20 protein-coding genes are annotated in these 24,908 nt (G+C 65.8%); 13 read left to right on the forward strand and 7 right to left on the reverse strand.

Going from position 1 to position 24,908, the window contains the following annotated elements; genetic code table 11:
• The first annotated feature begins 79 nt into the window (after positions 1–79).
• Both ACQR2C_RS20305 and ACQR2C_RS20310 read left to right on the forward strand, forming a co-directional pair.
• A complete protein-coding gene (locus ACQR2C_RS20305) occupies positions 80–2,587 on the forward strand; it encodes a glycogen/starch/alpha-glucan phosphorylase (protein WP_434881946.1) in 2,508 nt (835 codons plus the stop codon).
• A 105-nt stretch (positions 2,588–2,692) separates the two neighbouring features.
• The gene (locus ACQR2C_RS20310; protein WP_434881947.1) at positions 2,693–3,508 is read left to right on the forward strand and encodes an acyl-CoA thioesterase; all 816 of its coding nucleotides are present in this window, start codon (positions 2,693–2,695) and stop codon (positions 3,506–3,508) included.
• Between the two features lie 252 nt (positions 3,509–3,760).
• Here the strand turns inward: ACQR2C_RS20310 and ACQR2C_RS20315 are convergent, their stop codons facing one another.
• The 3 genes from ACQR2C_RS20315 to ACQR2C_RS20325 form a co-directional block, all read right to left on the reverse strand.
• On the reverse strand, positions 3,761–5,374 hold the full coding sequence (locus ACQR2C_RS20315) for a phosphoenolpyruvate carboxykinase (RefSeq protein WP_434881948.1): 1,614 nt from the start codon (positions 5,372–5,374) through the stop codon (positions 3,761–3,763).
• Positions 5,375–5,483: 109 nt separating this feature from the next.
• Entirely contained in the window at positions 5,484–5,756 is a 273-nt protein-coding gene (locus ACQR2C_RS20320) for a hypothetical protein (protein WP_315800502.1), read from the reverse strand.
• A 298-nt stretch (positions 5,757–6,054) separates the two neighbouring features.
• Positions 6,055–6,780: a HugZ family protein gene (locus tag ACQR2C_RS20325; RefSeq protein ID WP_316183117.1), complete on the reverse strand. Its 726-nt coding sequence runs from the start codon at positions 6,778–6,780 to the stop codon at positions 6,055–6,057.
• Positions 6,781–6,997: 217 nt separating this feature from the next.
• On the opposite strand from ACQR2C_RS20325, the gene ACQR2C_RS20330 reads away from it, so the two are divergent.
• The 5 genes from ACQR2C_RS20330 (at position 6,998) to ACQR2C_RS20350 (ending at position 11,112) form a co-directional block, all read left to right on the forward strand.
• Positions 6,998–7,699 (forward strand): response regulator transcription factor, encoded by a 702-nt coding sequence (locus ACQR2C_RS20330; RefSeq protein WP_006611449.1) that lies wholly within the window; start codon positions 6,998–7,000, stop codon positions 7,697–7,699.
• Positions 7,700–7,925: 226 nt separating this feature from the next.
• Positions 7,926–9,731 (forward strand): stimulus-sensing domain-containing protein, encoded by a 1,806-nt coding sequence (locus ACQR2C_RS20335; RefSeq protein ID WP_434881949.1) that lies wholly within the window; start codon positions 7,926–7,928, stop codon positions 9,729–9,731.
• Positions 9,728–10,189 (forward strand): HPr kinase/phosphorylase, encoded by a 462-nt coding sequence (locus ACQR2C_RS20340; RefSeq protein WP_315800504.1) that lies wholly within the window; start codon positions 9,728–9,730, stop codon positions 10,187–10,189. The genes ACQR2C_RS20335 and ACQR2C_RS20340 overlap by 4 nt, the downstream gene beginning before the upstream one ends.
• A 195-nt stretch (positions 10,190–10,384) precedes the next feature.
• Entirely contained in the window at positions 10,385–10,786 is a 402-nt protein-coding gene (locus ACQR2C_RS20345; RefSeq protein ID WP_006611446.1) for a PTS sugar transporter subunit IIA, read from the forward strand.
• Positions 10,783–11,112, forward strand: coding sequence for an HPr family phosphocarrier protein (locus ACQR2C_RS20350; protein ID WP_315800505.1), 330 nt, complete (start codon positions 10,783–10,785; stop codon positions 11,110–11,112). The genes ACQR2C_RS20345 and ACQR2C_RS20350 overlap by 4 nt, the downstream gene beginning before the upstream one ends.
• 60 nt (positions 11,113–11,172) lie before the next feature.
• On the opposite strand, the gene ACQR2C_RS20355 is transcribed toward ACQR2C_RS20350, so the two are convergent.
• Positions 11,173–12,777: a glycosyltransferase family 39 protein gene (locus tag ACQR2C_RS20355; RefSeq protein ID WP_434881950.1), complete on the reverse strand. Its 1,605-nt coding sequence runs from the start codon at positions 12,775–12,777 to the stop codon at positions 11,173–11,175.
• 116 nt (positions 12,778–12,893) lie between these two features.
• On the opposite strand from ACQR2C_RS20355, the gene lepA reads away from it, so the two are divergent.
• The 3 genes from lepA to ACQR2C_RS20370 all read left to right on the forward strand — a co-directional run bounded on the left by lepA (position 12,894) and on the right by ACQR2C_RS20370 (position 17,010).
• Positions 12,894–14,705, forward strand: a complete 1,812-nt coding sequence (lepA, locus tag ACQR2C_RS20360) for a translation elongation factor 4 (RefSeq protein ID WP_316183120.1) — start codon at positions 12,894–12,896, stop codon at positions 14,703–14,705.
• A gap of 96 nt (positions 14,706–14,801) precedes the next feature.
• Positions 14,802–14,963 (forward strand): hypothetical protein, encoded by a 162-nt coding sequence (locus ACQR2C_RS20365; RefSeq protein WP_434881951.1) that lies wholly within the window; start codon positions 14,802–14,804, stop codon positions 14,961–14,963.
• 79 nt (positions 14,964–15,042) lie between these two features.
• Positions 15,043–17,010: a methyl-accepting chemotaxis protein gene (locus ACQR2C_RS20370; RefSeq protein ID WP_434881952.1), complete on the forward strand. Its 1,968-nt coding sequence runs from the start codon at positions 15,043–15,045 to the stop codon at positions 17,008–17,010.
• A 186-nt stretch (positions 17,011–17,196) separates the two neighbouring features.
• Here the strand turns inward: ACQR2C_RS20370 and ACQR2C_RS20375 are convergent, their stop codons facing one another.
• A complete protein-coding gene (locus tag ACQR2C_RS20375; RefSeq protein WP_434881953.1) occupies positions 17,197–17,595 on the reverse strand; it encodes a rhodanese-like domain-containing protein in 399 nt (132 codons plus the stop codon).
• A gap of 96 nt (positions 17,596–17,691) precedes the next feature.
• On the opposite strand from ACQR2C_RS20375, the gene ftrA reads away from it, so the two are divergent.
• Positions 17,692–18,723 carry a transcriptional regulator FtrA gene (gene ftrA, locus ACQR2C_RS20380; protein ID WP_434881954.1) on the forward strand — a complete coding sequence of 344 codons (1,032 nt, stop codon included), beginning with the start codon at positions 17,692–17,694 and terminating at the stop codon, positions 18,721–18,723.
• On the opposite strand, the gene ACQR2C_RS20385 is transcribed toward ftrA, so the two are convergent.
• Positions 18,697–20,910 (reverse strand): putative bifunctional diguanylate cyclase/phosphodiesterase, encoded by a 2,214-nt coding sequence (locus ACQR2C_RS20385; protein WP_434881955.1) that lies wholly within the window; start codon positions 20,908–20,910, stop codon positions 18,697–18,699. The two genes, ftrA and ACQR2C_RS20385, sit on opposite strands and share 27 nt — an antisense overlap.
• A 394-nt stretch (positions 20,911–21,304) precedes the next feature.
• On the opposite strand from ACQR2C_RS20385, the gene mepA reads away from it, so the two are divergent.
• The gene (mepA, locus tag ACQR2C_RS20390) at positions 21,305–22,246 is read left to right on the forward strand and encodes a penicillin-insensitive murein endopeptidase (protein ID WP_316216777.1); all 942 of its coding nucleotides are present in this window, start codon (positions 21,305–21,307) and stop codon (positions 22,244–22,246) included.
• A gap of 189 nt (positions 22,247–22,435) precedes the next feature.
• On the forward strand, positions 22,436–22,954 hold the full coding sequence (locus tag ACQR2C_RS20395) for a hypothetical protein (RefSeq protein ID WP_315800512.1): 519 nt from the start codon (positions 22,436–22,438) through the stop codon (positions 22,952–22,954).
• A 3-nt stretch (positions 22,955–22,957) separates the two neighbouring features.
• Here ACQR2C_RS20395 and ACQR2C_RS20400 read toward each other — a convergent pair whose 3' ends face one another.
• A complete protein-coding gene (locus ACQR2C_RS20400) occupies positions 22,958–24,751 on the reverse strand; it encodes a potassium/proton antiporter (protein WP_316183128.1) in 1,794 nt (597 codons plus the stop codon).
• Positions 24,752–24,908 lie beyond the last annotated feature (157 nt).

Here is a 24,908-nt window from a genome sequence, read left to right on the forward strand (position 1 = left end):
CAGCCTTTCCCCGGGTTTCGGACCGCGCGCAACCATCGTATGCTTTTACCGGTTCCTCGTAGCATCACAGGTTTCCAAGGTGACAGATCAGCCGTCCCAGCGCAGCTTCGTAAGCACCGGCCAGCCCGTCGACGAATTGGCGGTCGCTGAGATCAAGAGCGACATCCTGGCCAAGCTTCGCCTCGCCATCGGCAAGGAGGCGAGCCAGGCGACGCAACAGGACTGGTATCACGCCGCGGCGCTGACCTTGCGCGACCGCATCGTGCATCGCTGGCTGACCGCGGACAAGGAGAGCTACGATGCCGGGCGCAAGCGGGTCTATTATCTCAGCCTCGAATTCCTGATCGGCCGTCTGTTCACCGACGCGCTCAACAACATGGGCCTGATGAAGGTGTTCGAGACCGCGCTCGGCGATCTCGGCGTCGGCCTGATGGACCTGCGCAAATGCGAGCCGGATGCCGCGCTCGGCAATGGCGGCCTGGGACGACTGGCGGCCTGCTTCATGGAAAGCATGTCGACGTTGCAGATCCCGGCGATCGGCTACGGCATCCGCTATGATTTCGGCCTGTTCCGCCAGGTCATCGTCGACGGCTGGCAGCACGAATATCCCGACGTCTGGCTGTCGTTCGGCAATCCCTGGGAGTTCCAGCGCCCCGAGGTGGTCTATCACGTCCATTTCGGCGGCGGCGTCGAGCATGTCGACGACAAGGGCCGCGACCGCGCGATCTGGCATCCCGGCGAAACCGTGCAGGCGGTCGCCTATGACACGCCGATCGTCGGCTGGCGCGGCCAGCATGTGAATGCGCTCAGGCTGTGGTCGGCGCGCTCGCCCGATCCGCTGAAGCTCGACGTGTTCAACTCCGGCGACTATCTCGGCGCCTCCGCCGAAGAGGCGCGCGCCGAGGCGATCTGCAAGTTCCTGTATCCGAACGACGAGAGCCCGGCGGGCCGCGAGCTGCGGCTGCGCCAGGAATACTTTTTCGTCTCGGCCTCGCTGCAGGACCTCGTCAAGCGCCATCTCGGCTCCGACGGCCAGCTGCGCAGCCTGGCGCAGAAGGCCGCGGTGCAGCTCAACGACACGCATCCTTCGCTCGCGGTCGCCGAGCTGATGCGGATCCTGGTCGACCTGCACAATTTCCGCTGGGACGAGGCGTGGAAGATCACCATCGCGACCTTGTCCTACACCAACCACACGCTGCTGCCGGAGGCGCTCGAGACCTGGCCGGTCGAGCTGTTCGAGCGCCTCTTGCCGCGCCATCTCGAGATCATCTACCGCATCAATGCGCAGCATCTCGCGCTCGCCGAGCAGCGCGCACCGGGTGACATCGACTACCGCGCCTCGGTGTCCCTGATCGACGAGAAGAGCGGCCGCCGCGTGCGCATGGGCCAGCTCGCCTTCGTCGGCTCGCACCGCATCAACGGCGTCTCGGCGATGCATTCCGACCTGATGAAGGAGACCGTGTTCCACGATCTCAATCATCTCTATCCCGGCCGCATCACCAACAAGACCAACGGCATCACCTTCCGCCGCTGGCTGACCCTGGCCAATCCCAAGCTGACGAACCTGTTGTGCGAGGCCTGCGGCGACGCCGTCGTCGACGATCCGACCTTGCTCTCGAGCCTCGAGAGCTACGTGGCCGACGCCGGCTTCCATCAGAAGTTCCGCAGCGTGAAGCACCACAACAAGGTGCTGCTGGCGCGCCTGATCGGCGAGCGCATGAACGTGCGCCTCGATCCGGGCGCGCTGTTCGACGTGCAGATCAAGCGCATTCACGAATACAAGCGCCAGCTCCTGAACATCCTGGAAGCGGTCGCCCTGTACCAGGACATGAAAGATGATCCGCAGCGCGACTGGGTTCCGCGGGTGAAGATCTTCGCCGGCAAGGCCGCGGCGAGCTACCGCTACGCCAAGCTGATCATCAAGCTGATCAACGACGTCGCCGAGGTCGTCAACAACGATCCCGCGATCGGCGGCAAGCTGAAGGTCGTGTTCATGGCGGACTACAATGTCAGCCTGGCCGAAGCGATCATTCCCGCGGCGGATCTCTCCGAGCAGATCTCGACCGCCGGCATGGAGGCCTCCGGCACCGGCAACATGAAGCTGGCGCTGAACGGCGCGCTTACCATCGGCACGCTGGACGGCGCCAATATCGAGATCCGCGACAATGTCGGCGCCGACAACATCGCGATCTTCGGCATGGAGGCCGACGAGGTCATGCTCCGCCGCAAGCAGGGGCTGGACGCGACCGACGTGATCCACCGGTCACCGCGGCTGGCGCGCGCGATCGATGCGATCGCGACCGGCGCGTTCTCGCCGGACGAGCCCGGCCGGTTCGAGCCCATCGCACATGCGCTGCGCCATCTCGACCACTACATGGTCTCGGCCGATTTCGATTCCTACTACGAGGCCCAGCGCGGCATCGATGCACGCTGGCAGACCGTGCCGGCCTGGACCCGCGCCTCGATCCTCAACGTCGCGCGCATGGCGTGGTTCTCCTCCGACCGCACCATCCGCGAATATGCCGACGACATCTGGAACGTGCCGGTCGGCCCGGTGATGGCACCGGCGCACGCGCAGCGGGCGTGACGGGCCCTTCCCCTCGCCTTCGGCAATGACCCATGACGTCATTGCAGAGGCGTTCCATTGCGTTTCACCTGACGGCCATCATACGATGACCGTCGGGAGAAATGCATGACCGAACCGCCAGTTCACCTGTTCGACGAGGCCACCCGCGTCACTGCCGGCGACAGCCGCTGGCAGGGAAGGACCAGCCCGGATTACTGGGCTTTCGTCGGCCCGTTCGGCGGCGTCACGGCGGCGACCGTGCTGCGCGCCTTGATCCAGCATCCGCAAATCGCCGGCGATCCGCTGGCGATGACGGTCAACTACTGCGCGCCGATCGCGGAGGGACCGTTCGATCTCGACGTCCGGCTGGTGAAGGCCAACCGGTCGTCGCAGCATTGGTGCGTCGAGCTGAGCCAGGGCGACTCTGACGCGGCGACGCTGGCGACCGCTGTCTTCGCCGAGCGCCGGCCATCGTGGTCGCACCAGCCGGCCGTCAAGCCCGACGCGCCGCCGTTCGATCAGGTCAGGCGCTATCCTGATGCGGGAATGTCCTGGACCAAACAATACGACTTCCGCTTCGTGGAGGGACGGCCGGACTTCGGCAGTCGTTCAGACGAACCGCGCAGCGCCTATTCGCGGCTGTGGATCTCCGACCGCAAGCCGCGCAAGCTGGATTGCCTGTCGCTGCTGTCGATGTCGGACGCCTTCTTCGGCCGCGCGTTCCATGTCCGTGGCGAGTTGATTCCGTTCGGCACGGTGTCGCTGACCACCTACTTCCACGTCAGCCGCGAGGAACTGGCCGCCGAGGACATCACGCATGTGCTCGCGACCGCAGACGCCAAGGTGTTCAACCGCAGCTACCAGGACCAGCATGGCGAGCTGTGGTCGCCGTCCGGCCGGCTGCTCGCGACGACGACGCAGATCGCGTATTTCAAGGCGTGAGCCTGGACGCCGGCAAAATGAACGGTGTCGTCCCGGCCTTGAGCCGGGACCCATAACCACCGTCGGCAATTTGGCGAAGGCTGGAGCGGCTAGCATGCCGCATCACACCGCCCTGTGGTTATGGGTCCCGGCGTTCGCCGGGACGACAGCGGTGGATGGGGCTTGAGTTCGCCCCTCTCGTGCATCAGCAGAGGGAGCGGGAAAATAGTAAGAGCCAGCCGCAATGCGGCTGGCCCATTTGCGTTTGCAGCCCTACTCCGCCGCCAGCTTCAGATCCGGCGCGGCGTTACGGACCTCGGCGTCGACCTGGGCTTCGAACTTGGCAAAATTCTTCTGGAACATGCCGACCAGCGCGCGCGCGGTCTTGTCGAACTCGGCCTTGTCCTTCCAGGTGTTGACCGGGTCGAGAATCTCGCTCGGCACGCCCGGCAGCGCGGTCGGCACCGCGAAGCCGAAATATTTGTCGGTGCGGAACTCGACGTTGCGCAAGGAGCCGTCGAGTGCCGCCGTCAGCAGCGCACGCGTCACCTTGATGGGCATGCGCGAGCCCGTGCCGTACTTGCCGCCGGTCCAGCCGGTGTTGACCAGCCAGCAGTCGACATTGTGCTCGGCGATCAGCTGCCGCAGCATGTTGCCGTAGACCGACGGATCGAGCGGCAGGAACGGCGAGCCGAAGCAGGTCGAGAACTCCGGCTGCGGCTCGTTGCCGAGGCCGCGCTCGGTGCCGGCGACCTTGGCGGTGTAGCCGGACAGGAAGTGGTACATCGCCTGCGCCGGCGACAGCTTTGCGATCGGCGGCAGCACGCCGAAGGCGTCGGCGGCGAGCATCACGACGTTCTTCGGATGCGGCGCACGGCCCGTGCGCGAAGCGTTCGGAATGAAGTCGAGCGGATAGGCGGAGCGGGTGTTCTCGGTCTTGGAGCCGTCGTCGAAATCGGGGACGCGGTTGTCCTCGTCGAGCACCACGTTCTCGAGCACCGCGCCGAAACGGGTCGACGCCGCGAAGATCTGCGGCTCGGCTTCCTTCGACAGCTTGATGCACTTGGCGTAGCAGCCGCCCTCGAAGTTGAACACGCCGGACGGGCCCCAGCCGTGCTCGTCGTCGCCGATCAGGGTGCGGTTCGGATCGGCCGACAGCGTGGTCTTGCCGGTGCCGGACAGGCCGAAGAAGATCGCGGTGTCGCCCTTCGGCCCGACATTGGCCGAGCAGTGCATCGGCATCACGCCGCGCGCGGGCAGATAGTAGTTGAGCGTCGTGAACACGCTCTTCTTCATCTCGCCGGCATAATAAGACCCGCCGATCAGGACGATCTTGCGGGCGAAATCGATCGCGACGACGTTCTGCGAGCGCACGCCGTGACGTTTCGGGTCGGCGCGGAAGCTCGGCATGTCGATGATCGTGAGCTCCGGCACGAAGGTGTCGAGCTCGATCTTTTCGGGGCGGATCAGAAGCGTGCGGATGAAAAGCGAGTGCCAGGCGAGCTCGGTGAAAACGCGCGTCTTGATGCGGAAGGTGGGGTCGGCGCCGCCATAGAGATCCTGCGCGAACAGGGTCTTGCCTTCGGCGTGCTTGATGAAATCCTGATGCAGCGCCTCGAACTGCTCGGGCGTGATCGCCTGGTTGCCCGCCCACCACATTTTTTCGGTGGAGGCGTCGCGCACCGTGAACTTGTCCTTCGGGCTGCGACCGGTGAACTCGCCAGTATCCGCGCAAAGCGCCCCGTCGGCCGACAGCACCGCCTCGCCCGCCGCCAGCGAATACTGATAGAGCTGGGGAGCGCCGAGATTCCAGTGCACCTGCTTGAGGTTCTTTAAGCCGAACTTGTCGGCACCGAAGGCGCCGTTGCGAATACCCGTCTCTTGCACGAAGATCCCTCCTGAGAGCCCGCGTCCGTTGCGCGCAGTCGCGCGCGTTGCGCGGTGACCGTTGCCGTTACATCGCCTTATCGAAGCGCGGTCGCCGACCTAATACTGATCAACGCTGGTCTTGCCAAGACGATCCGGCCCAATTGGTTATTGGCAATTCGTGATGCACGTAGCTCATCTTTTGCCGCGCCATGCACATTCCAGCAGCAGCCACCTGCGCCGCGCTGAGATGCTGCAACGCAACAGATATATCAGCGCGGTTGGGTTTCACGAGGAACGACGAACGACGCTCGAATCGACGGATTCGCGCAGGCAAACGAAGACCAAGCGACGACCGAGCATCCGGCAGCGGCTGTCGCAGCGCCTCGCGGAAACCGATCAAGGGAGGCCGCCCGAGCCGACGGAATGTGCCGGTGATCGGCCGTGTCGTCGCCACACCCGATCAGCCAGCTTCCCTTCACGATGGCCTCGCGCCTGCGGGATCACATCGTCCGATTCTCCCGGCCGCGACGTCAACGAGCTCACTCGCGCCCACGCCACGAAGTTTGCGCGACGCTCACCCTCTGCAGGACATGGAGCGCGCACATCGAGATTCACCACAAGCTGCCTTCATGCGTGAACTTCGCCGTCTTCCGTCACGGGAGATGAGCACAGTCATCAAAGTGGGCTCGAACTACACCTCACTTCGCGCGGGCCTCGTCAGCAAGCCGCACCAGCATCTTGCGCAACGCCCCGGGCGTGGTCACGCGCTCGGGAAACTCGAGCCGCAGCGTCCTGCCGTCGGCCATCAGATCCAATCCCTCCGGGTCACAGCCGCTACACCGCCACTCCGCTGCTTCGGCGCCGAGCAGCTTCGTCGCGTAGAGGGCGAGCGCCTCGCGGTGATCTTCGTTCATGTGATCGACGGCGCCCTGCTCTGCCAGAATCAGTTCGTCAGCAACGGATATATCCGTGAGAAACTGCTCCGGCTTGAGATCGACGATGCGGCCGAATCCGGCGACGAGATGCGCGCCTGACGGACGAATCACGAAGAACGAGAAGTCGGCGAATTCAGCATAGTCCGCAGCGGACGGATGCGCATTGAGATACCGACGGCGCAGCACCTCGCGATTGTCGTCGGCGGCCTGCTCGGCCTTGCCCGACAGCATGATGCGAGATCCCTCGAGCGGATCGCCCGGCGCGCGTTCATCGAGCATCAGCGACACGCGCGAATCGGCAAGTAGATTTCTGGTGTGCACAGCTAATCGCGAAATCAGGATGATCGGAGCACCATCGGACGCGGTGGCGACGTTGACGAGGGAGCAGTAGGGATCGCCAGAACCAACCATCAAGGTCGCAAGGGCGCCCTGCCGGCTTCGGCGCAGCAGGGAATGCGTGACGCGGTTAGGGTTAAAGCTCGCAGACATCGTCTTTCCCTCGTCCATCCAGTTGCAATGAAGGCCTTTTTTCGGCTAAACGGGCCACAAACCTGGGCACGGCACAAGACTTTGCCATGGTATTTGTGGAACTCGGTCACACTTCAGCCCAGCTTGCATTGCTCGTTGACCATGTTCGAAGCCCAAATACGCGGCCCTTATCTTGATTCTCGAAGTCTCGGCGTAACCAGACTCTGAAAGCAGGCTCATGCCCACAATCGCCTTGGTCGATGACGACCGCAACATTCTGACATCCGTCTCCATCGCGCTCGAGGCCGAGGGTTATCGGATCATGACCTATACCGATGGTGCGTCGGCGCTCGACGGTTTTCGGACCAGCCAGCCTGATCTCGCCATCCTCGACATCAAGATGCCGCGCATGGACGGCATGGAGACCCTGCGGCGGCTGCGCCAGAAGTCCGACCTGCCGGTGATCTTCCTCACCTCCAAGGACGAGGAGATCGACGAGCTGTTCGGCCTGAAGATGGGCGCGGACGACTTCATCCGCAAACCGTTCTCGCAGCGCCTGCTGGTGGAGCGCGTCAAGGCCGTGCTGCGCCGCTCGCAGCCCAAGGATCCGACGGCGCTGCCGAAGGAGAACGACGCCAAGGCGCTCGATCGCGGCCTGCTGCGCATGGATCCGGAGCGCCACACCTGCACCTGGAAGAACGAGCCGGTTACGCTGACCGTCACCGAGTTCCTGATCCTGCAGGCGCTGGCGCAGCGTCCGGGCGTGGTCAAGAGCCGCAATGCGCTGATGGACGCGGCCTATGACGACCAGGTCTATGTCGACGACCGCACCATCGACAGCCACATCAAGCGGCTGCGCAAGAAGTTCAAGATGGTCGACGAGGAGTTCGAGATGATCGAGACCCTCTACGGCGTAGGCTATCGCTTCAAGGAAACCTGAAGCCAAGGCCTGAAGCAGGGACCTGAAGCATTGCCTTGCGCGACGTCATGCGAAATTGCGCGCTGACGTCGCGGTCTCGATTGGATAGGCTACGCCTCCTGCGCGTTTATCCGGGCGCAGATGCCGGAACGGGGCCATTGTTGCGGCGAATTCGGGTGCGGCAAGTCGAGTTCTCACGGGAATTCGCCGCACAACCCCTACGAAATTCGGAATCGGAGCACTCACATTGCTCGATCGCACGCAGCTTGACCTAGCAGTGAATGGCCACGACGCCGCGGCGACGATCGCGTCCGACGCGGCGGAGGAGACCCCGAGGGTCTCCGGCTGGCAGCGTCCGCTGAGCTGGCTGCGCCGCGCCGGACAGTTCCTGTTCGCGCTGTCGTTCTCGAGCCTCACCCGCCGCATCGTCTCGCTGAACATCGCCGGCTTGCTCGCACTGGTTGCAAGCATTCTGTATCTGTCGCAGTTCCGCGCCGGCCTGATCGACGCGCGCGCGCAGAGTCTGCTGGTGCAGGCCGAGATCATCGCCGGCGCCATCGCCGCCTCGGCAACCGTGCAGACCAACACCATCACCATCGACCCCGAGCGCCTGCTCGATCTCAAGCCGGGCGAGAGCTACGGCGCGCCGGACGAATATTCGCCGCTCGATTTCCCGATCAATCCGGAACGCGTCGCGCCGGTGCTGCGCACGCTGATCTCGCCGACCAAGACGCGCGCGCGCATCTACGATCCGAATGGCGGGCTGCTGCTCGACAGCCGCAATCTGGAGAACGTGCTGCGGTTCGACCTGCCGCCGCCGTCGAGCGAGAAGCCCGGCTTCGTCGAGCGCGCGCTGATCTCGGTGCGCACCTGGCTCAATCGCGGCGACCTGCCGCTGTACCGCGAATACGGCCCCGAGAACGGCAACGGCTACGAGGAAGTCGCCGACGCGCTGAAGGGCCAGAAGCGCAGCATGGTCAGGGTCAACTCGCGCGGCGAAGTGATCGTCTCGGTCGCGGTGTCGGTGCAGCGCTCGCGCACCATCCACGGCGCCCTGATGCTGTCGACGCAGGGCGACGACATCGACCAGATGGTCACCGCCGAGCGTCTTGCCATTCTGAAGGTCGGCGGCGTTGCCTCCGCGGTCATGATCGTGCTGTCGCTCCTGCTCGCCAGCACGATCGCAGGTCCGGTGCGCCGGCTCGCCGACAGCGCCGAGCGCGTCCGCCGCCGCATCAAGACCCGCGTCGAGATCCCGGACTTCACCCGCCGCCGCGACGAGATCGGCCATCTCTCCGGCGCGCTGCGCGACATGACGGACGCGCTCTACAACCGCATCGAGGCGATCGAGATGTTCGCCGCCGACGTCGCCCACGAGCTCAAGAACCCGCTGACCTCGCTGCGCTCGGCGGTCGAGACCCTGCCGCTGGCCCGCAACGACAACAGCCGCGCCCGCCTGCTGGCCGTCATCGAGCACGACGTGAAACGGCTCGACCGGCTGATCTCCGACATTTCCGACGCCAGCCGGCTCGATGCCGAGCTGCAGCGCCAGGACATGACCCTGGTCGATCTGCGCCGGCTGCTGAACACGCTGACCTCGGTCGCCAACGAGACCAAGCTCGGCACCGACGTCACCGTTGAGGTCCGCTTCGAGGGCCGCGGCGCCAATGACACCTTCTCGGTGCCCGGCCACGATTCGCGGCTCGGCCAGGTGATCTCCAACCTTCTGTCGAACGCGCAATCGTTCTCCGCGGCCGGCGGCAAGGTGCGCATCACCTGCCGGCGCGTCCGCTCGGAGATCGAGATCACCGTCGATGATGACGGTCCCGGCATTCGCGAGGACGCCCTGCAGCGCATCTTCGAGCGCTTCTATACCGACCGGCCGCACCAGGGCTTCGGCCAGAATTCCGGCCTGGGCCTGTCGATCTCCAAGCAGATCATCGACGCTCATGGCGGGCGGATCTGGGCCGAGAACCGGCCCGGCCCTGTCGACGCCGACGGACATCCGACCTCGGCCGGGGCTCGCTTCATCGTCCGGCTGCCGGCGTCGTGACGAACGAAACGGCGAGCATCCATGCATCTGCCGTCCAGGTGGGGGAGCAGGCCGTCCTGATCCGGGGTCCCTCCGGTTCCGGCAAATCCCGACTCGCCTTCGATCTGATCCTCGCCGGACGCGCGGGGCAGCTGCCGCCAACGGTTCTGGTGGGCGACGACCGTGTTCATCTCGCCACACGCAGCGGGGAAATGTGGGTGAGCCCCGCGCCCGCCCTGGCCGGGCTGATCGAGATCCGCGGCCTTGGAATCCGCGCCTGCGACCATGTGTCGGAGGCGAAACTTGGGCTTGTGGTTGACCTGATGGCCGAGGACGCTGCCCGCCTGCCGAACGCCGAATCGCTTCGGATTCACCTCAACGGTATCGAATTGCCACGGATACCCGTGGGGCCGGGTTTTTCACCCTTCCCGATGGTTGTGGCGGCACTTATTACCACCCAGACTTTCATGTTCCGGTAATCTTTCGGCCGATTGTGTGGAGCAAATTGGTAACCATATCAGCCCCACTATCGCGACCGATTAGACCGCCGCCAGCTCCCATTCTGTATGCCAGAATCCGGGAGACTCGCGAATATGCCCCCTTGCGCGAGGGCTCCGGATGGTCAAAGTGGCGCGTTCGTGCGGTGCACCCAAGGCGCCCGCGAGGAGTATCCGATGATTGGCCTGGTACTGGTGACCCATGGGCGCCTCGCCGACGAGTTCAGGGCGGCGCTGGAACACGTCATGGGTCCTCAAAAACAAATCGAAGCGGTCACGATTGGCGCCGACGATGATTCCGATCTCTGTCGTAGCGACATCATCGAAGCCGTGAACCGCGTCGACACCGGCGACGGTGTCGCCATTCTCACCGACATGTTCGGCGGCACGCCGTCGAACCTCGCCATCTCCTGCATGAGCCGGCCCAAGGTCGAGGTGCTCGCGGGCATCAACCTGCCCATGCTGGTGAAGCTCGCCAAGGTGCGCGAGGAACGCTCGCTGCCCGACGCCATCGCCATGGCGCAGGAGGCGGGCCGCAAATACGTCACCATCGCCAGCCGCGTGCTCGCCGGCAAATGAGCGACGAGGATGCTCCGCAGGACAACGTCGCCGGCCCGGCCGTCCCTGCCGGAGCCCTCTCGCGAGAGCTGCTGATCACCAACAAACGCGGCCTGCATGCGCGGGCCTCGGCGAAATTCGTGCAGATGGTCGAGAAGTTCCAGGCCGAGGTCTGGGTGACGCGCGGCGGCGAGACTGTCGGCGGGCGCTCGATCATGGGCCTGATGATGCTGGCGGCGGCGCCGGGAACCAAGATCCTGGTCTCCGCCACCGGCCCCGAGGCCGACGCCGCGCTGCAGGCGATCACCGACCTGGTGAACGACAAGTTCCACGAAGAAGGCGTGTGACCACCTAGGATCGTCATTCCGGGGCGCGCGAAGCACGAACCCGGAATGACGTGCTCTGGGTTACCTGCCCGGTCCCTGAATATACACCTTCCAAACGATTGCAGGGCCCGCCTGGCCGTGGAAGAAGCGCTGGGTGGTCATCACCAGCGGCTCGGCCTTCGGGGCCTCCTTGGCCATCCAGGCCTCGCAGGCCGCGATCCGGTTGTCGGTGGTGTCGCAGATGCCGATGAACCCCTCGCGCTCGAGGTCTTCCAGCGTGCTCAGGCCGGAACTCCAGGTTTCCTCTGCCGTGTAGGGCACGGTGAACGGCCGCGGGTGGTCCGGGCTGTAGAAGGTCATCGGCGTGTTCATCTCGGAAAAGCCGGCCACCAGCGGCCACGGCGAGCCGAATCGGGCGTGCCAGGCTTTGGTCAATTCCCGCGCCAGCTCCGAACGGGCGCCGTAGCCGGTGGCGCCGTTCGGATTGGCGGCCATCTCGCGCCGGGCAATCCAGGGCGAGGCGATCAGCGTGAGCAGCGACAGCACCAGCCAGACGGCGGCCAGCCGCGGCAGCATGACCGATCGCAGCCGCAGCGCGGGGATCGCGACCAGCGCCAGCGGCACCAGGAAGAACAGCGAGATGCCCCAATCGGTCTTCATGTAGATCGTGAAGGCGAGGCCGCCGAGCGGCGGCCCGACGGCAACGATCGCCTGCACCAGCCAGACATTGATCGCCTGGCTCACATTCACGCCGGGATTGGGACCGCCGCGCCAGTTGCGGAAGGCGAAGCGCGGCGGCCAGGCCATCACCAGCGCCGCCAGCGCCAACGGCAAAGCCAGCAGCGCCAGATTGTGGCCGACATAGCCGAGCACGAGCTCGGCGGCCCGGCCGCGGTCCGACAGCGTATAGACATCCCCGGCATAGGTGATGGCGACGAAATCGACCCGCCACAGCCACACCAGATGCGGGATCATCGCCACCAGCATGGTGACGATCGCGACCCACGGCGCGGGCGACGCCAGGAAGCGCAGCCGTTCCGGGTGCAGCAGCGCGGCAAGGCCGATGGCGCCGATCATGGTCAGCACCCAATATTTGGTCATCAGCGCGGCCGCGCCGGCGAGGCCGAGCCACAGGCCGGAGGCGGCGCTGCGCTTTTCGAACGCGTTGAGATAGGCCAGCACCAGCAGCGGCAGGGTCAGCAGCTGCACCAGGTCGGCGTTGTACTTGAAGCCCTTGAAATTGAAGATCGGGTACAGCGCGACCATCACCATGACGAAGAAGGCGCGGCGGCGGTCGACCACCTTGAGGCTGGCGAGCCAGACGATGACGAGGCCGCTGCCGTTCACGGCCATCGCCAGCGCATAGGTCGCCCAGTCCTTGACCGGGAACACCGCGAACCACAGCCCGGCGATCCAGCCCGACAGTGGCGGATGCTTGCCGTAACCGAACAGGAAGCGGCTGCCCCAGGCATAGGCCTCGGCAACGTCCATGTGGACGTCCTGCGCCGCCTTCAGATTGGTCAGGATCGCGGTCCACAGCACGGCATGGACGACCACGAAGGCGATGACCACCCAGGCCGACGTTGCAGGCGCCGTGGCGCGCGCCACCAGCCAGGCGGAGATTCGCCGCGGTCCGAGACGGCCGCGCATGCGCGCCGCGAGAGGCGGAAGAGAGGTACTCGACATCCGCCCTCGGTAGCCTGTTTTCGGGCCACGGGGAATCAGCTTGGCGTGAAGAAAGGCCCTGGAAATTCAGCAATATGGTTGCTGGTTGGGGGCTCGGGATGCTATCTGCGCGACCCATGACGACCGTCCCCATTCCCAACATCCGCAACTTCTCCATCGTCGCCCATATCGACCATGGAAAGTCCACGCTCGCCGACCGCCTGATCCAGATGACGGGCGGCCTGTCGGACCGCGAGATGGCGGGCAAGGAACAGGTGCTCGATTCGATGGATATCGAGCGCGAGCGCGGCATCACCATCAAGGCGCAGACCGTGCGCCTGCAGTACCGCGCCAAGGACGGCAAGGACTACATCTTCAACCTGATGGACACGCCCGGCCACGTCGACTTCGCCTACGAGGTGTCGCGGTCGCTGGCGGCGTGCGAGGGCTCGCTGCTGGTGGTCGACGCCAGCCAGGGCGTCGAGGCGCAGACGCTCGCCAATGTCTACCAGGCGCTCGACAACAACCACGAGATCGTTCCGGTCCTCAACAAGATCGACCTGCCGGCCGCCGAGCCCGAGAAGATCAAGCAGCAGATCGAGGACGTCATCGGCATCGACGCCTCCGACGCGGTGATGATCTCGGCCAAGACCGGCCTCGGGATTCCCGACGTGCTGGAGGCGATCGTCACCCGGCTGCCGCCGCCGAAGGGCGACCGCGATGCGACCCTGAAGGCGCTCTTGGTCGACAGCTGGTACGACGTCTATCTCGGCGTCGTCGTTCTCGTGCGCATCGTCGACGGCGTCATGAAGAAGGGCCAGCGCGTCCGGATGATGGGCACCGGGGCCGCCTATGACGTCGAGCGCGTCGGCTTCTTCACGCCAAAGATGCAGCAGGTCGATGAGCTTGGGCCCGGCGAGATTGGCTTCATCACCGCCGCGATCAAGGAGGTGGCCGACACCCGTGTCGGCGACACCATCACCGACGACCGCAAGCCGGTCTCAGAGATGCTGCCGGGCTTCAAGCCGGCCATCCCGGTCGTATTCTGCGGCCTGTTCCCGGTCGACGCCGACGATTTCGAGACGCTTCGCGCAGCGATGGGCAAGCTCCGGCTCAACGACGCCAGCTTCTCGTTCGAGATGGAGACATCCGCCGCGCTCGGCTTCGGCTTCCGCTGCGGCTTCCTTGGCCTGTTGCACCTCGAGATCATCCAGGAGCGGCTGTCGCGCGAGTTCGATCTCAACCTGATCGCCACGGCGCCGAGCGTCATCTACAAGATGAAGCTGACGGACGGCGAGGAGATCGAGATCCACAACCCCGTGGACATGCCCGACGTGGTCAAGATCGCCGAGATCCAGGAGCCCTGGATCGAGGCCACGATCCTGACACCGGACGAATATCTCGGCAGCGTGCTGAAGCTGTGCCAGGACCGCCGTGGCAATCAGAAGGAGCTCACTTACGTGGGCGCCCGTGCGATGGTCAAATACGACCTGCCGCTGAACGAGGTCGTGTTCGATTTCTACGACCGGCTGAAATCGGTCTCCAAGGGCTACGCCTCGTTCGACTATCATTTGACCGACTACAAGCCGGCCGACCTCGTCAAGATGCAGATCCTCGTCAACAACGAGCCGGTCGATGCGCTGTCGATGCTGGTGCACAGGACCCGCGCCGAAGGGCGCGGCCGCGCCATGGTCGAGAAGATGAAGGACCTGATCCCGCCGCACATGTTCCAGATCCCGATCCAGGCGGCGATCGGCGGCAAGGTGATCGCGCGCGAGACCGTGCGCGCGCTGCGCAAGGACGTCACGGCGAAGTGCTACGGCGGCGACATCACGCGCAAAAGAAAACTTCTGGAGAAGCAGAAGGAAGGCAAGAAGAAGATGCGGCAGTTCGGCAAGGTCGACATCCCGCAGGAAGCCTTCATCGCCGCGCTCAAGGTCGATAGCTGAGGGCGGATCGCCACCCGCTCGATCGACCGCAGGGCTATCGCCCATAGAACGGCTGGGCAGTCGCGACGAGCCATCCTGCCAATTAGTTACTCCGCCATGGCCGGGCTTGCCCTGGGCATCTACGTGGTTGTCAGCGTGCCGAACGACGTGGATGGCCGGGACAAGCCCGGCCATGACGACGTCGCGACGGAAGACCACGACACCCCGATCGTCCAATGCGATCGACGGGAACGCGGAACGTGGGACGCCCTCGGCTGAATTGGTGTTCCCGTACAACTACGGTATCTGTTCCTTAATGGTATTCTGGGACCCTTGCTGCAAAGCAAGGAATGCCCCAATGTCCCGCCTCCGATCGATCTCCGCCCGCCTGATCATCGCGCTCTCGCTCACCGTCGCCATCGCCTGTGCCGTGCTCGGCACCTTCTCCGTCATCCAGCAGCGCGCCCTGACCCGACTGGCGCTGGAGCAGCAGTTGAAGCTGCAGTTCGACAGCGTGTCGGCAGGCATCGACTATGAAGGCCGCGCCGCGCTGGCGGTGAGCTCCACCCTGGCGGCGCTGCCGCCGATCGCCGATGCCTATCTCAAGGGTGACCGCGACGCGCTCGGCGCCCTGCTCGGCGGCGCCATGACGTCGCTGAAGGCGCAAGGCATTCCGCTGGTGAACGTATGGGCGCCGCCGGCCACCAATTTCTATCGCGTGCATGAGCCGAAGGTGTTCGGCGACGACACCTCGAAGCGCCGCATCACGGTGGTGCAGGCCAACCAGACCGGCCGCCTGATCGCCGGCGTCGAGCAGAGCCGGCTGTCGCTCGGCATCTTCGGCATGACCCCGATCGTGCGCGACGGCAAGGTGATCGCGACCGTCGACGTCGGCGCCGCCTTCGGCAAGGAATTCGTCGAGCGCGCCAAGCAGCGCTTCGGCATCGATCTCGCCGTCTACTGGATCAACGACGGCCAGCCGAAGCGGCTGTCCTCGACGTTCGGCGACGAGACCGTCGCCACCCCGGACGAGGTGCTCGCAGTGTTCAAGGGCACGGCGCTGCTGCGCGATGCCACCCTGGCCGGCAAGCCCGCCGCGGTCTATGCCGGCCAGATCAGGAACTACGCCGGCGACCCGATCGCCGTGCTCGAGCTGATCAAGGACACCACGGCTTACGAGGCCGCCGCCGCCAGCGCGCAGCAGCAGCTGATCATCGGCACGGTCGTGATCCTGCTGCTCGCCGTCATCGTTGCGCTGTTCGTCGCCCGCGGCATCTCGCGTCCGCTGGTCGCGATCACTGCCGTCATGCACCGGCTGTCGAGCGGCGACACCGAGGTCGCAATCCCCGGCGGCCAGCGCAAGGATGAGCTCGGCACGATGGCGCAGGCGGTCGACGTGTTCCGCCGCAACATGATCGAGACGGCCAGCCTGCGCGAGTCGCAGGAGGCGACGCAACACCGCGCCGAGCAGGAGAAGCAGGCGCTACAGCGGCAGATGGCCGACCGGTTCGAGGCCGACGTCAAGGGCGTGGTGTCCTCGGTCGCCAAGGCGACGGCGGACATGGAGCGCGTCGTCCACGAGATCACGGTCAGCGTCAACGGCACCTCGCAGCGCACGGCGGCCGCGGCGGCGGCGTCCGAGGAAGCCTCCAGCGGCGTATCGACCGTCGCCGCGGCCTCGGAGGAGCTCGCCTCCTCGGTGACCGAGATCGGCCGCCAGGTCGCGCATTCCAGCAAGGTCGCCGACGGCGCCGTGGTCAAGGCGCGGCAGACCACCGAGATGGTCGAGAGCCTCGCCGCCGCCGCCGAGCGGATCGGCGACGTGCTGCGCCTGATCGACGCGATCGCGAGCCAGACCAACCTGCTCGCGCTCAACGCCACCATCGAGGCGGCGCGCGCCGGCGAGGCGGGCCGCGGCTTTGCGGTCGTCGCCGCCGAGGTCAAGGAGCTGGCGGGTCAGACCGCCAAGGCGACGGAAGAGATCGCCGGCCAGGTCACCTCGATCCAGGCCGCGACGTCCGACTGCGTCAGCGCCATCGGCGGCATCAGCGGCACGATCCAGGAGATCAGCGGCATTGCCGCGACCATCGCCGCCGCCGTCGAGCAGCAGGGCTCGGCGACGCGCGAGATCGCCCGCAGCGTCCAGCAGGCAGCGTCCGGCACCAACGAGGTGTCGCAGAACGTCGTCGGCGCCAGCGACGCGGCCGAGCAGTCGCGCCAGCTCGCCGATCACGTCATGGTCGCGACGCGCGACCTCGGCAAGCGTGCGAACGACCTGTTCAAGAGCGTCGACACCTTCCTCGCGGGCTTGCGCAAGGCGGCATAGTGATAGTTGCCGACGCTGCGCCTCCGAAAACCGGTGTCGTCCCGGCCCCTTGAGCCGGGATCCATAGCCACCGGCTGGCGTGAGGCAGACAACTGCCAGCCCCCGTCCCTCGATAGTTCCCGCGGTATGGATCCCGGCGTTCGCCGGGACGAGACGGAGGATGGCGTAAGAACCGGGTGCTCAGGTTCAATCGCCGGTCGTGAGCGCAAAGCCCTCGTCCTGCCAGCCGGTGATGCCGCCTATCATCATCTTCACGGGAAGCCCGAGCCGCGCAAGCCGGATCGCGGCGCGGTTGGCGCCGTTGCAGTGCGGGCCGGCGCAGTAAACCACGAACAGCCTGTGGTTCGCGTACTCGGCCATCCGCTCCGCGGTCATGGTCCGGTGCGGGATGTTGATGGCGCCGGCGATATGCCCCCTGGCAAACGAGGCCGGACCCCTGACATCCACCAGGATGAAGTCCGGAGCCGCGGCATGGAGACTTTCGTGCACGTCCCAGCAATCGGTCTCGAATGAGAGCATCGCCTCGAAATGGGCGAGCGCCTGGGCTGACGGGGCTGCGGGCACCTCGGTGACATCGGTCGTCATCGTCTCTCTCCTGCGACGTTGCGTGAGCTCCAATCTCGCGCGCTGCGCCGGGCGACCCAAGTGACGGATCGGACAAAGTCCGGTAGGTTTCCGCCAATGCCGTCAGCCGCAGCCAGCAGCCCTCCGCACGATCCCGGCCTCGTCGCCGTCATCGCCTATGACGGGCTGTGCACGTTCGAGTTCGGCATCGCGGTCGAAGTCTTCGGGCTGCCACGGCCGGAGTTCGATTTCCCGTGGTACCGGTTCAAGGTGGTTTCGGCCGAGGGACGAAGGTCACGCGCCATCGGCGGCATCGTGGTGGAGGCCGGCGCGCCGCTTGCGCGGCTGAAGGATGCCAGCACGATCATCGTGCCGGGATGGCGCGATCACAACGAGCGGCCGCCCGAGCGCCTGCTGCGCGCCATCGCGCAGGCGGCGGCGCGCGGGGCGCGGTGCCTGTCGATCTGCTCGGGCGTGTTCGTTCTGGCGGCGGCAGGGCTGCTCGACGGCAGGCGCGCCACCACGCATTGGCGGCACATCCCCGACCTGAAGCGACTCTATCCGAATATTCGCATCGAGGAGGACACGCTCTACGTCGACGAGGGCAATGTCGTCACCTCGGCCGGCAGTGCGGCGGGCATCGACGCCTGCCTGCATCTGGTCCGGCGCGACTTCGGCAGCAAGGTTGCGAACAGCGTTGCCCGGCGGCTGGTGATGCCGCCGCACCGGGACGGCGGGCAGGCGCAATACGTCGTCGCACCGGTCCAGATCCGCCCGGGACGGACAATCGGCGACGTCATGGATTGGGCACGCGCGCGACTGGCGCAGCCGATCGCGATCAGTGCGATGGCCAAGCGCGCCGGGATGAGCGAGCGATCCTTGCTACGATCTTTCAAGGACAGCACGGGCGCCGGCCCCGCGGCCTGGCTGCAGCAGGAGCGCATGGCGCGGGCGCGGGAGCTGCTGGAGAACGCGACGCTTTCCCTGGCGGACGTCGCGGCGCAGTGCGGCTACCGGTCGCTCGAAACCTTTCGCGTCGCTTTCCGGCGCATCGTCGGAACATCACCCGCGGCTTATCGGCGGCGCTTCGAGGCGCGTCCAACAGCGGCCAGCGTCGCTCGCTCAAGCCACCAGCGCGTTGCCGGGTGAGGCGCCGTCCATGGCGTCCCGCTGCGCCTGCAACAGCCGGACGATGTCGACATTGGGCCGGGGCCGGCTGAACAGATAGCCCTGCCCTTCATGGCAGCCCTCGGCGCGCAGACAGCGGAGCTCCGCCTCCGTCTCGACACCCTCGGCCGTGATCGTCACGCCGAGCCCCTTGCCGAGGCTGACGATCGAGCGGACGATCGCCTGCGCCTCGCGATTGGCGGCGAGACCGCGGATGAAGGACTGATCGACCTTGATCTTGTCGAACGGAAAGCTGCGCAGATAGCTCAGGCTGGAATAGCCGGTGCCGAAATCGTCCATCGAAATGCGGACGCCCAGCGCGCGCAACGCATGCAGGGTGGCCAGCACCTGGCCGCTCTTCTCCAGCACCAGCGTCTCGGTGATCTCGAGCTCGAGCCGGCTCGCCGGCAGGCCCGACTGCTTGAGCACGTCCATCACCAGCGACAGCACATTGCCGACGCGGAACTGCAGCGGCGACATGTTCACGGCGACACGGACGTCGTCCGGCCATTTCGCCGCGTCGTTGCAGGCCTGGCGCAACATCGCGCGGCCAAGCGCCGAGATCAGGCCGGTCTCCTCGGCGACCGGGATGAACTCCGACGGCGGGATCATGCCGCGCTCGGGATGCGGCCAGCGCGCCAGCGCCTCGAAGCCGGTGATGCGTCCGGTCGAGAGGTCGATCAGCGGCTGATAATGCGGCTGTAGCACGTCGCGCTGGATGGCCTCGCGCAGCTCGGATTCGATCTTGCGCCGGCTCTGCGCCCGCGCATCCATGCCGGACTCGAAATAGCTGAAGGTGCCGCGCGTCTCGTTCTTCGCGCGCGACAGCGCCATGTCGGCATTCTTGAGCAGCTTCTCGGCGTCGTCGCCGTCGTTCGGCGCCATGGCGATGCCGATCGTGGCGCCGATCGTCACCGAGCTGCCGTCGATGAGATAGGGATCGGCGATCGCCTCCAGCAGCCGGCGGCAGAGTTGGGCCGCATCCTCCGGCCGCGCCTGCCCTCCCTGCACCACCGCGAACTCGTCGGAGTTCAGTCGCGCGACGATGTCCTCCTGACGCAGGACCGAGCGCAGCCGCTTGCCGACCCCGCGCAACAGCCGGTCGCCGACCGCGTGGCCGAGGGTGTCGTTGATCGACTTGAAATTATCGAGGCCGAGCACCAGCACGGCGATCTTCTCGGAGCCGCGCCGCATCTGGGCAAGCTTGTCATCGATCTTCTGGCGCAGCAGGTTGCGGCTCGGCAGGCCGGTCAGTGCGTCGTGCTGGGCCAGGAAGGCGAGCCGCGCCTCGGCGCGCTTGCGCTCGGTGATGTCCATCAGCGCCAGCAGCACCGCGGGCTGGGCGTTGTGGACGAGATGGCGCGAATAGATCGCGAGATCGATCAGGGCGCCATCGGCGCGGACATGCTTCCAGGTGCGCGCCGCCTGCTCCTCGCTGGACTGCTCGCCTGCCCAGGGCGGCTCGCTGTCATAGGCCTGCAGGCTGCGGATGCTGAGCCGCTCGAAGGCGTCCCGGCTATAGCCGTAATGCTGGGCCGCCGCTTCGTTGACGCCGAGCACGCGCCCATCATCCGTCGCGCAGACGATCATCGGCACCGGATTGCCGTCGAACAGCAGGCGGAACGACTCCTCGCGCTGCTTCAATTCGGTAATGTCGACGCGCAGGCCAACGATGCCGCCATCGCCGGTCAGACGCTCCTCGATCAGGATGGTGCGGCCGTCCGACAGCTTCTGCTCGTGGCGACCGCTCGGATGAAACAGCTTTTCGAGCCGTTCGGCGATCCACTCCTCCTCGCGGCCGGCGGCTTCCGGATAGTCGCCGCGGGCGACGCCGATCCGGATCGTGTCCTGCAGCCGGGCGCCGGCTTCGAACAGGTCCGAGCTGCGGTTGTAGATTTCGGCGTATTTCTTGTTCCAGAGGATGTAACGGCCGTCGGCGTCGAGGAACACGATCCCCTCGGGAAGAAGGTCGATCGCTTCGATCAGCCGATCATGCGCCTTCTTCGCCTCCGCCATCGCCATTTCGGCGCACTTGCTCCCATCGACAGGGCCAAGCTTGCGCAGGTTGTGCCGCCGCAATTTCGGGCTTGGCTTGACCGGGTGAACTGCATCGCGGGCGCTTGGCACGCGATTGCGCTTTTTTGCCGTGGGTGGCCGAACGGGCCGCATCGCGTGCCTCACTCTCCTTCTCGAAAGGCAGTTTTCAGCCACGTTTCTGAAAAAATGGTATCTTGATGCAGAACACGACAGCCATTGGTTACGGGAACAGGGAGATGCACTCGCGTATTTGGAGAGTTGAGCCTTGCGCCGAGGATCAACCAAGGGCTGCGATACAACCAGCGATATGTGACGTCGGTTGCCACCGGCCAGAAAAGACCCGCATACCGTGCAGTGGCCTTGCGCTTATTGTTCATTTACCGAACGAACTCACGCAATTGAACCGAGTTCAGCCAGTTCCGCCAATCCGGCAGCAGGGTTAGAGCCAGGTTAAAATAGCTTGAATGACCTGCTGTTGACGTAGAATTGGGCAACTCGGCCGGTCGGCAAACGCTACACTGGCTTCATGCATGTCCGCCTGATTCTGGTCGCCATCATCAGTTCGGCCGTCATTGCCGCGGCGACCCCGGCCCATGCCCAGGACAAGGGCAGCGTCGAGCCAAAGGCCCTGCCGCCATTGGCGCATCCGGACGATCCGAATACGCCGGCCAAGGAGCTGTTCGCTCGCAGGATCCTGCCGTCGGCGCAACCGACCAAGGTGATTGGAACCTACAATCGCGGCTGCATCGCCGGCGCCGAGCGAATGCCGATCAATGGCGAGGGCTGGCAGGTGATGCGGCTGTCGCGCAACCGCAATTTCGGCCATCCCAACCTGATCGCGCTGCTGAAGCGGCTGGCGACCCGCGCGCACAAGGATGCTGGCTGGCCCGGCATCCTGGTCGGCGATATCGGCCAGCCGCGCGGCGGTCCGGCGCTGAGCGGCCATGCCAGCCATCAGATCGGGCTCGACGCCGACATCTGGCTGACGCCGATGCCCGACCACAGGCTGTCGCGCAACGAGCGCGAGGAGATGTCGGCGGTCATGATGGTTCGGCCCGATCGCCTCGATGTCGATCCGCGCGTGTTCACGAAGGGCCACCTCGCCGTGATCCGGGCCGCCGCCCAGGAGCCGTCGGTGCAGCGCATCTTCGTCAACGCCGCGATCAAGAAGGCGCTATGCCGGGACGCCAGGGGCGACCGCAGCTGGCTCACCAAGGTGCGGCCGTGGTGGGGACACGACTATCACTTCCACATCCGCATGGTGTGCCCGCCGGGCAACCCGGACTGCCACGGCCAGACCAACCAGGAGGGCGGCGATGGCTGCGGCGACCTCGACTATTGGTTCTCGGACGCGGTGCTGCATCCGCTGCCGCCGAAAGAGCCACCCAAGCCGCCGCAACCGATTACGATGGCGCAACTGCCGCCTGGCTGCCGAGCGGTGCTGCATGCGCCGGACGCCAAGAATTGATTCAGCGACGGCTGACGCGGCGCAGGAATCGCAGTAAGGCTGAATCGCAGTAAGGCTGGATTGCTTTAGAATGACATCGTTCGCGCCGTGAGCGCGACGATCGAAGGGGATGACGGTCCCTCCACCTCCTGTTATCGCGGTATCGAAATGCCGCGCGCCGCTGCGCGGCGCAACAGTCGCGAGTCCGTCATGATCCTGATCCGTCCCGCCACGACTGCCTTCCTCCTCACGCTGGCCGCGAGCTCGGCTGCGGTTGCCGCCGAACCGAGCGGCTGCGACAAATTCAAATGGGACATCGCGCGCGAGCGTGCCGCTCTGACCGCGGCCAACCGCGAGAAGCTGGTATCGGGCGCCGAGATCGCCGCCATCCCGGCCACCGGCATGGTGCTGGAGCTGCGTCCGACGGCCGAGGCCAGGCTGGCGATGCCACCGGAACGCGCGCCCAAGGACGGCACCTTCGCCGGCCTCACGCGGATCACCGCAGCGCCCAAGGCGGGCGTGTACACGATCAGCCTGTCGGCCGCGGCCTGGATCGACGTCGTGCAGGACGGCAAGATCCTCAAACCCGCCGGCTTCAGCGGCGCCACCGATTGCGACGGCATCCGCAAGACCCTGAAGTACGAGCTGGGATCGCATCCCCTGGTGTTGCAGGTCAGCGGCGCGCCGGACAATGCGATTTCGATCGCGGTCCTGCCCGCGGCAGAGTGACGCTCACACTCCCGCAACCGACGACCAGACTTCGGCCAGTCTGCGCTTCATCCGCTCTTTGCGCGTCAGCACCGGCACCTCTTCTTCGTCCTCCGGCAGGCGCAGGCCGACCACGTTGACGCGGCCGCCGGAGATCGAGCGGGCGACCAGCACGATGGTGTCGAGCGCCACGGTCGCGCCTTCCTTCGGCGCGTTGTCGAGGTGAATGTCGAAATAGTCGGCCAGCGTCAGCTTGTCCTCGCCCTCGCCGAGCTTGACGCCATAGATGCCGGCGACCTCGTCGAGCGTATGCTCGGCCGAGACCATGAAGTCGCCGAGCAGATGCGGGTCGGGCGCCGCCGACGGCGGCATGTCGACGAAGAAGCGGTCGAGCGACTCGGCCTTTTCCGGCGGCGCCAGCAGATAGAGGTAGTCACCCGGCGCGATCGGCTCGGCCTCGGGCGGCGACAGGATCTGCTGGTTGCGGATCACCAGGGTCGGCTTCGACCAGGACGGGATCAGGCCGCGGCGGAAGTACAGGCTCTTGGAGCGGATCGAATAGCCGACCAATTGCTGCTCGAGCTGGCCGGGCAGATCGAGCTCGATGCGGCGCGGGCCGCGATCGGTGCGCGGCAGCGCCACGTGCAGCTTGCGCGCGGCAATGCCGAGCGTCCAGCCCTGCGCCAGCAGCGAGATGATCACCACCACGAACGCGACGTCGAAATAGAGATAGGCGTTGGACAGGCCGACCAGCAGCGGGATCGAGGCCAGGAAGATCGCGACCGCGCCGCGCAGGCCGGTCCAGGCGATGAACGCCTTCTCCCGCCAGTTGAACCGGAACGGATAGAGGCAGAGAAACACCGCGACGGGTCGCGCCACCAGCATCAGCATCAGCGCGACGGCAATCGCCGGCAGCAGGCTGTCGAGCAGCCGCTGCGGCGACACCAGCAGCCCAAGCAGCACGAACATCACGATCTGGGCAAGCCAGGTCGCGGCATCGAGGAAGGTGACGACAGAGTTGTGCGCCCGCGTCGGCCGGTTGCCGACGATCAGGCCGGCGAGATAGACCGCGAGGAAGCCGGAGCCGTGGGCGATCTGCGCCATGCCGAAGATGACCAGCGCAGCGGTGGTCACGAACGGCGCGTGCAGCCCCTGCGGCAGCGAGACCCGGTTGAGGCCGATGACGACGAGGCGGCCGCCGACGATGCCGAACAGCGTGCCGAGCACGGCCTCGCGGACCAGCTCGAACACGAAATGTCCGATACTGCCGTGGCCGACCGAGATCAGCTCGACCAGCATCAGGGTCAGGAACACCGCGAACGGATCGTTGCTGCCGGATTCCGCCTCCAGCGTGGCGCCGACGCGCGGGCGCAGCCGCAGGCCCTGGGCGTGGACCAGCAGGAACACGGCCGCCGCATCCGTCGAGGCAATGACGGCGCCGACCAGCGTCGCCTCGGTCCAGCCGAGGTCGAGGGCATATTTCGCCACCGGTGCGGTGATGAAGGCGGTCATCAGCACGCCGACGGTCGCAAGCACCATCGAGGGCGCCAGCACGGTGCGGATGCTCTGGAAACGCGTGCGCAGGCCGCCGTCGAACAGGATCAGCGCCAGCGCGACGGATCCCACCAGATAGGTGGTACGAACGTCCTGAAACTCGATATGACCAGGGCCGGAATCGCCCGCCAGCATGCCGATCACCAGGAACACCAGCAGCAGCGGTGCGCCAAAGCGCAGCGCCAGCAGGCTCGACAGGATGCCGGCCATGACGAGGACCGCACCGAGGAGGATTGCAATGCTGACGGCGTCGAGGGATGTCATGAAAAAACGTTGATGAATCCGAGTTTTACATCCTTATCGTCGCCACACTTGCACGCCAACCGGATTTGCTCTTATCGCGGCGATATGCCCATTTTTCCATCCTTGCCCGCGTTCGGGGTATATTTCGCGGCAATCGCCCGTGACGAAAACGAACTAA

This window comes from Bradyrhizobium sp. HKCCYLRH3061 (genome assembly GCF_051168015.1).
Lineage (GTDB): Bacteria > Pseudomonadota > Alphaproteobacteria > Rhizobiales > Xanthobacteraceae > Bradyrhizobium.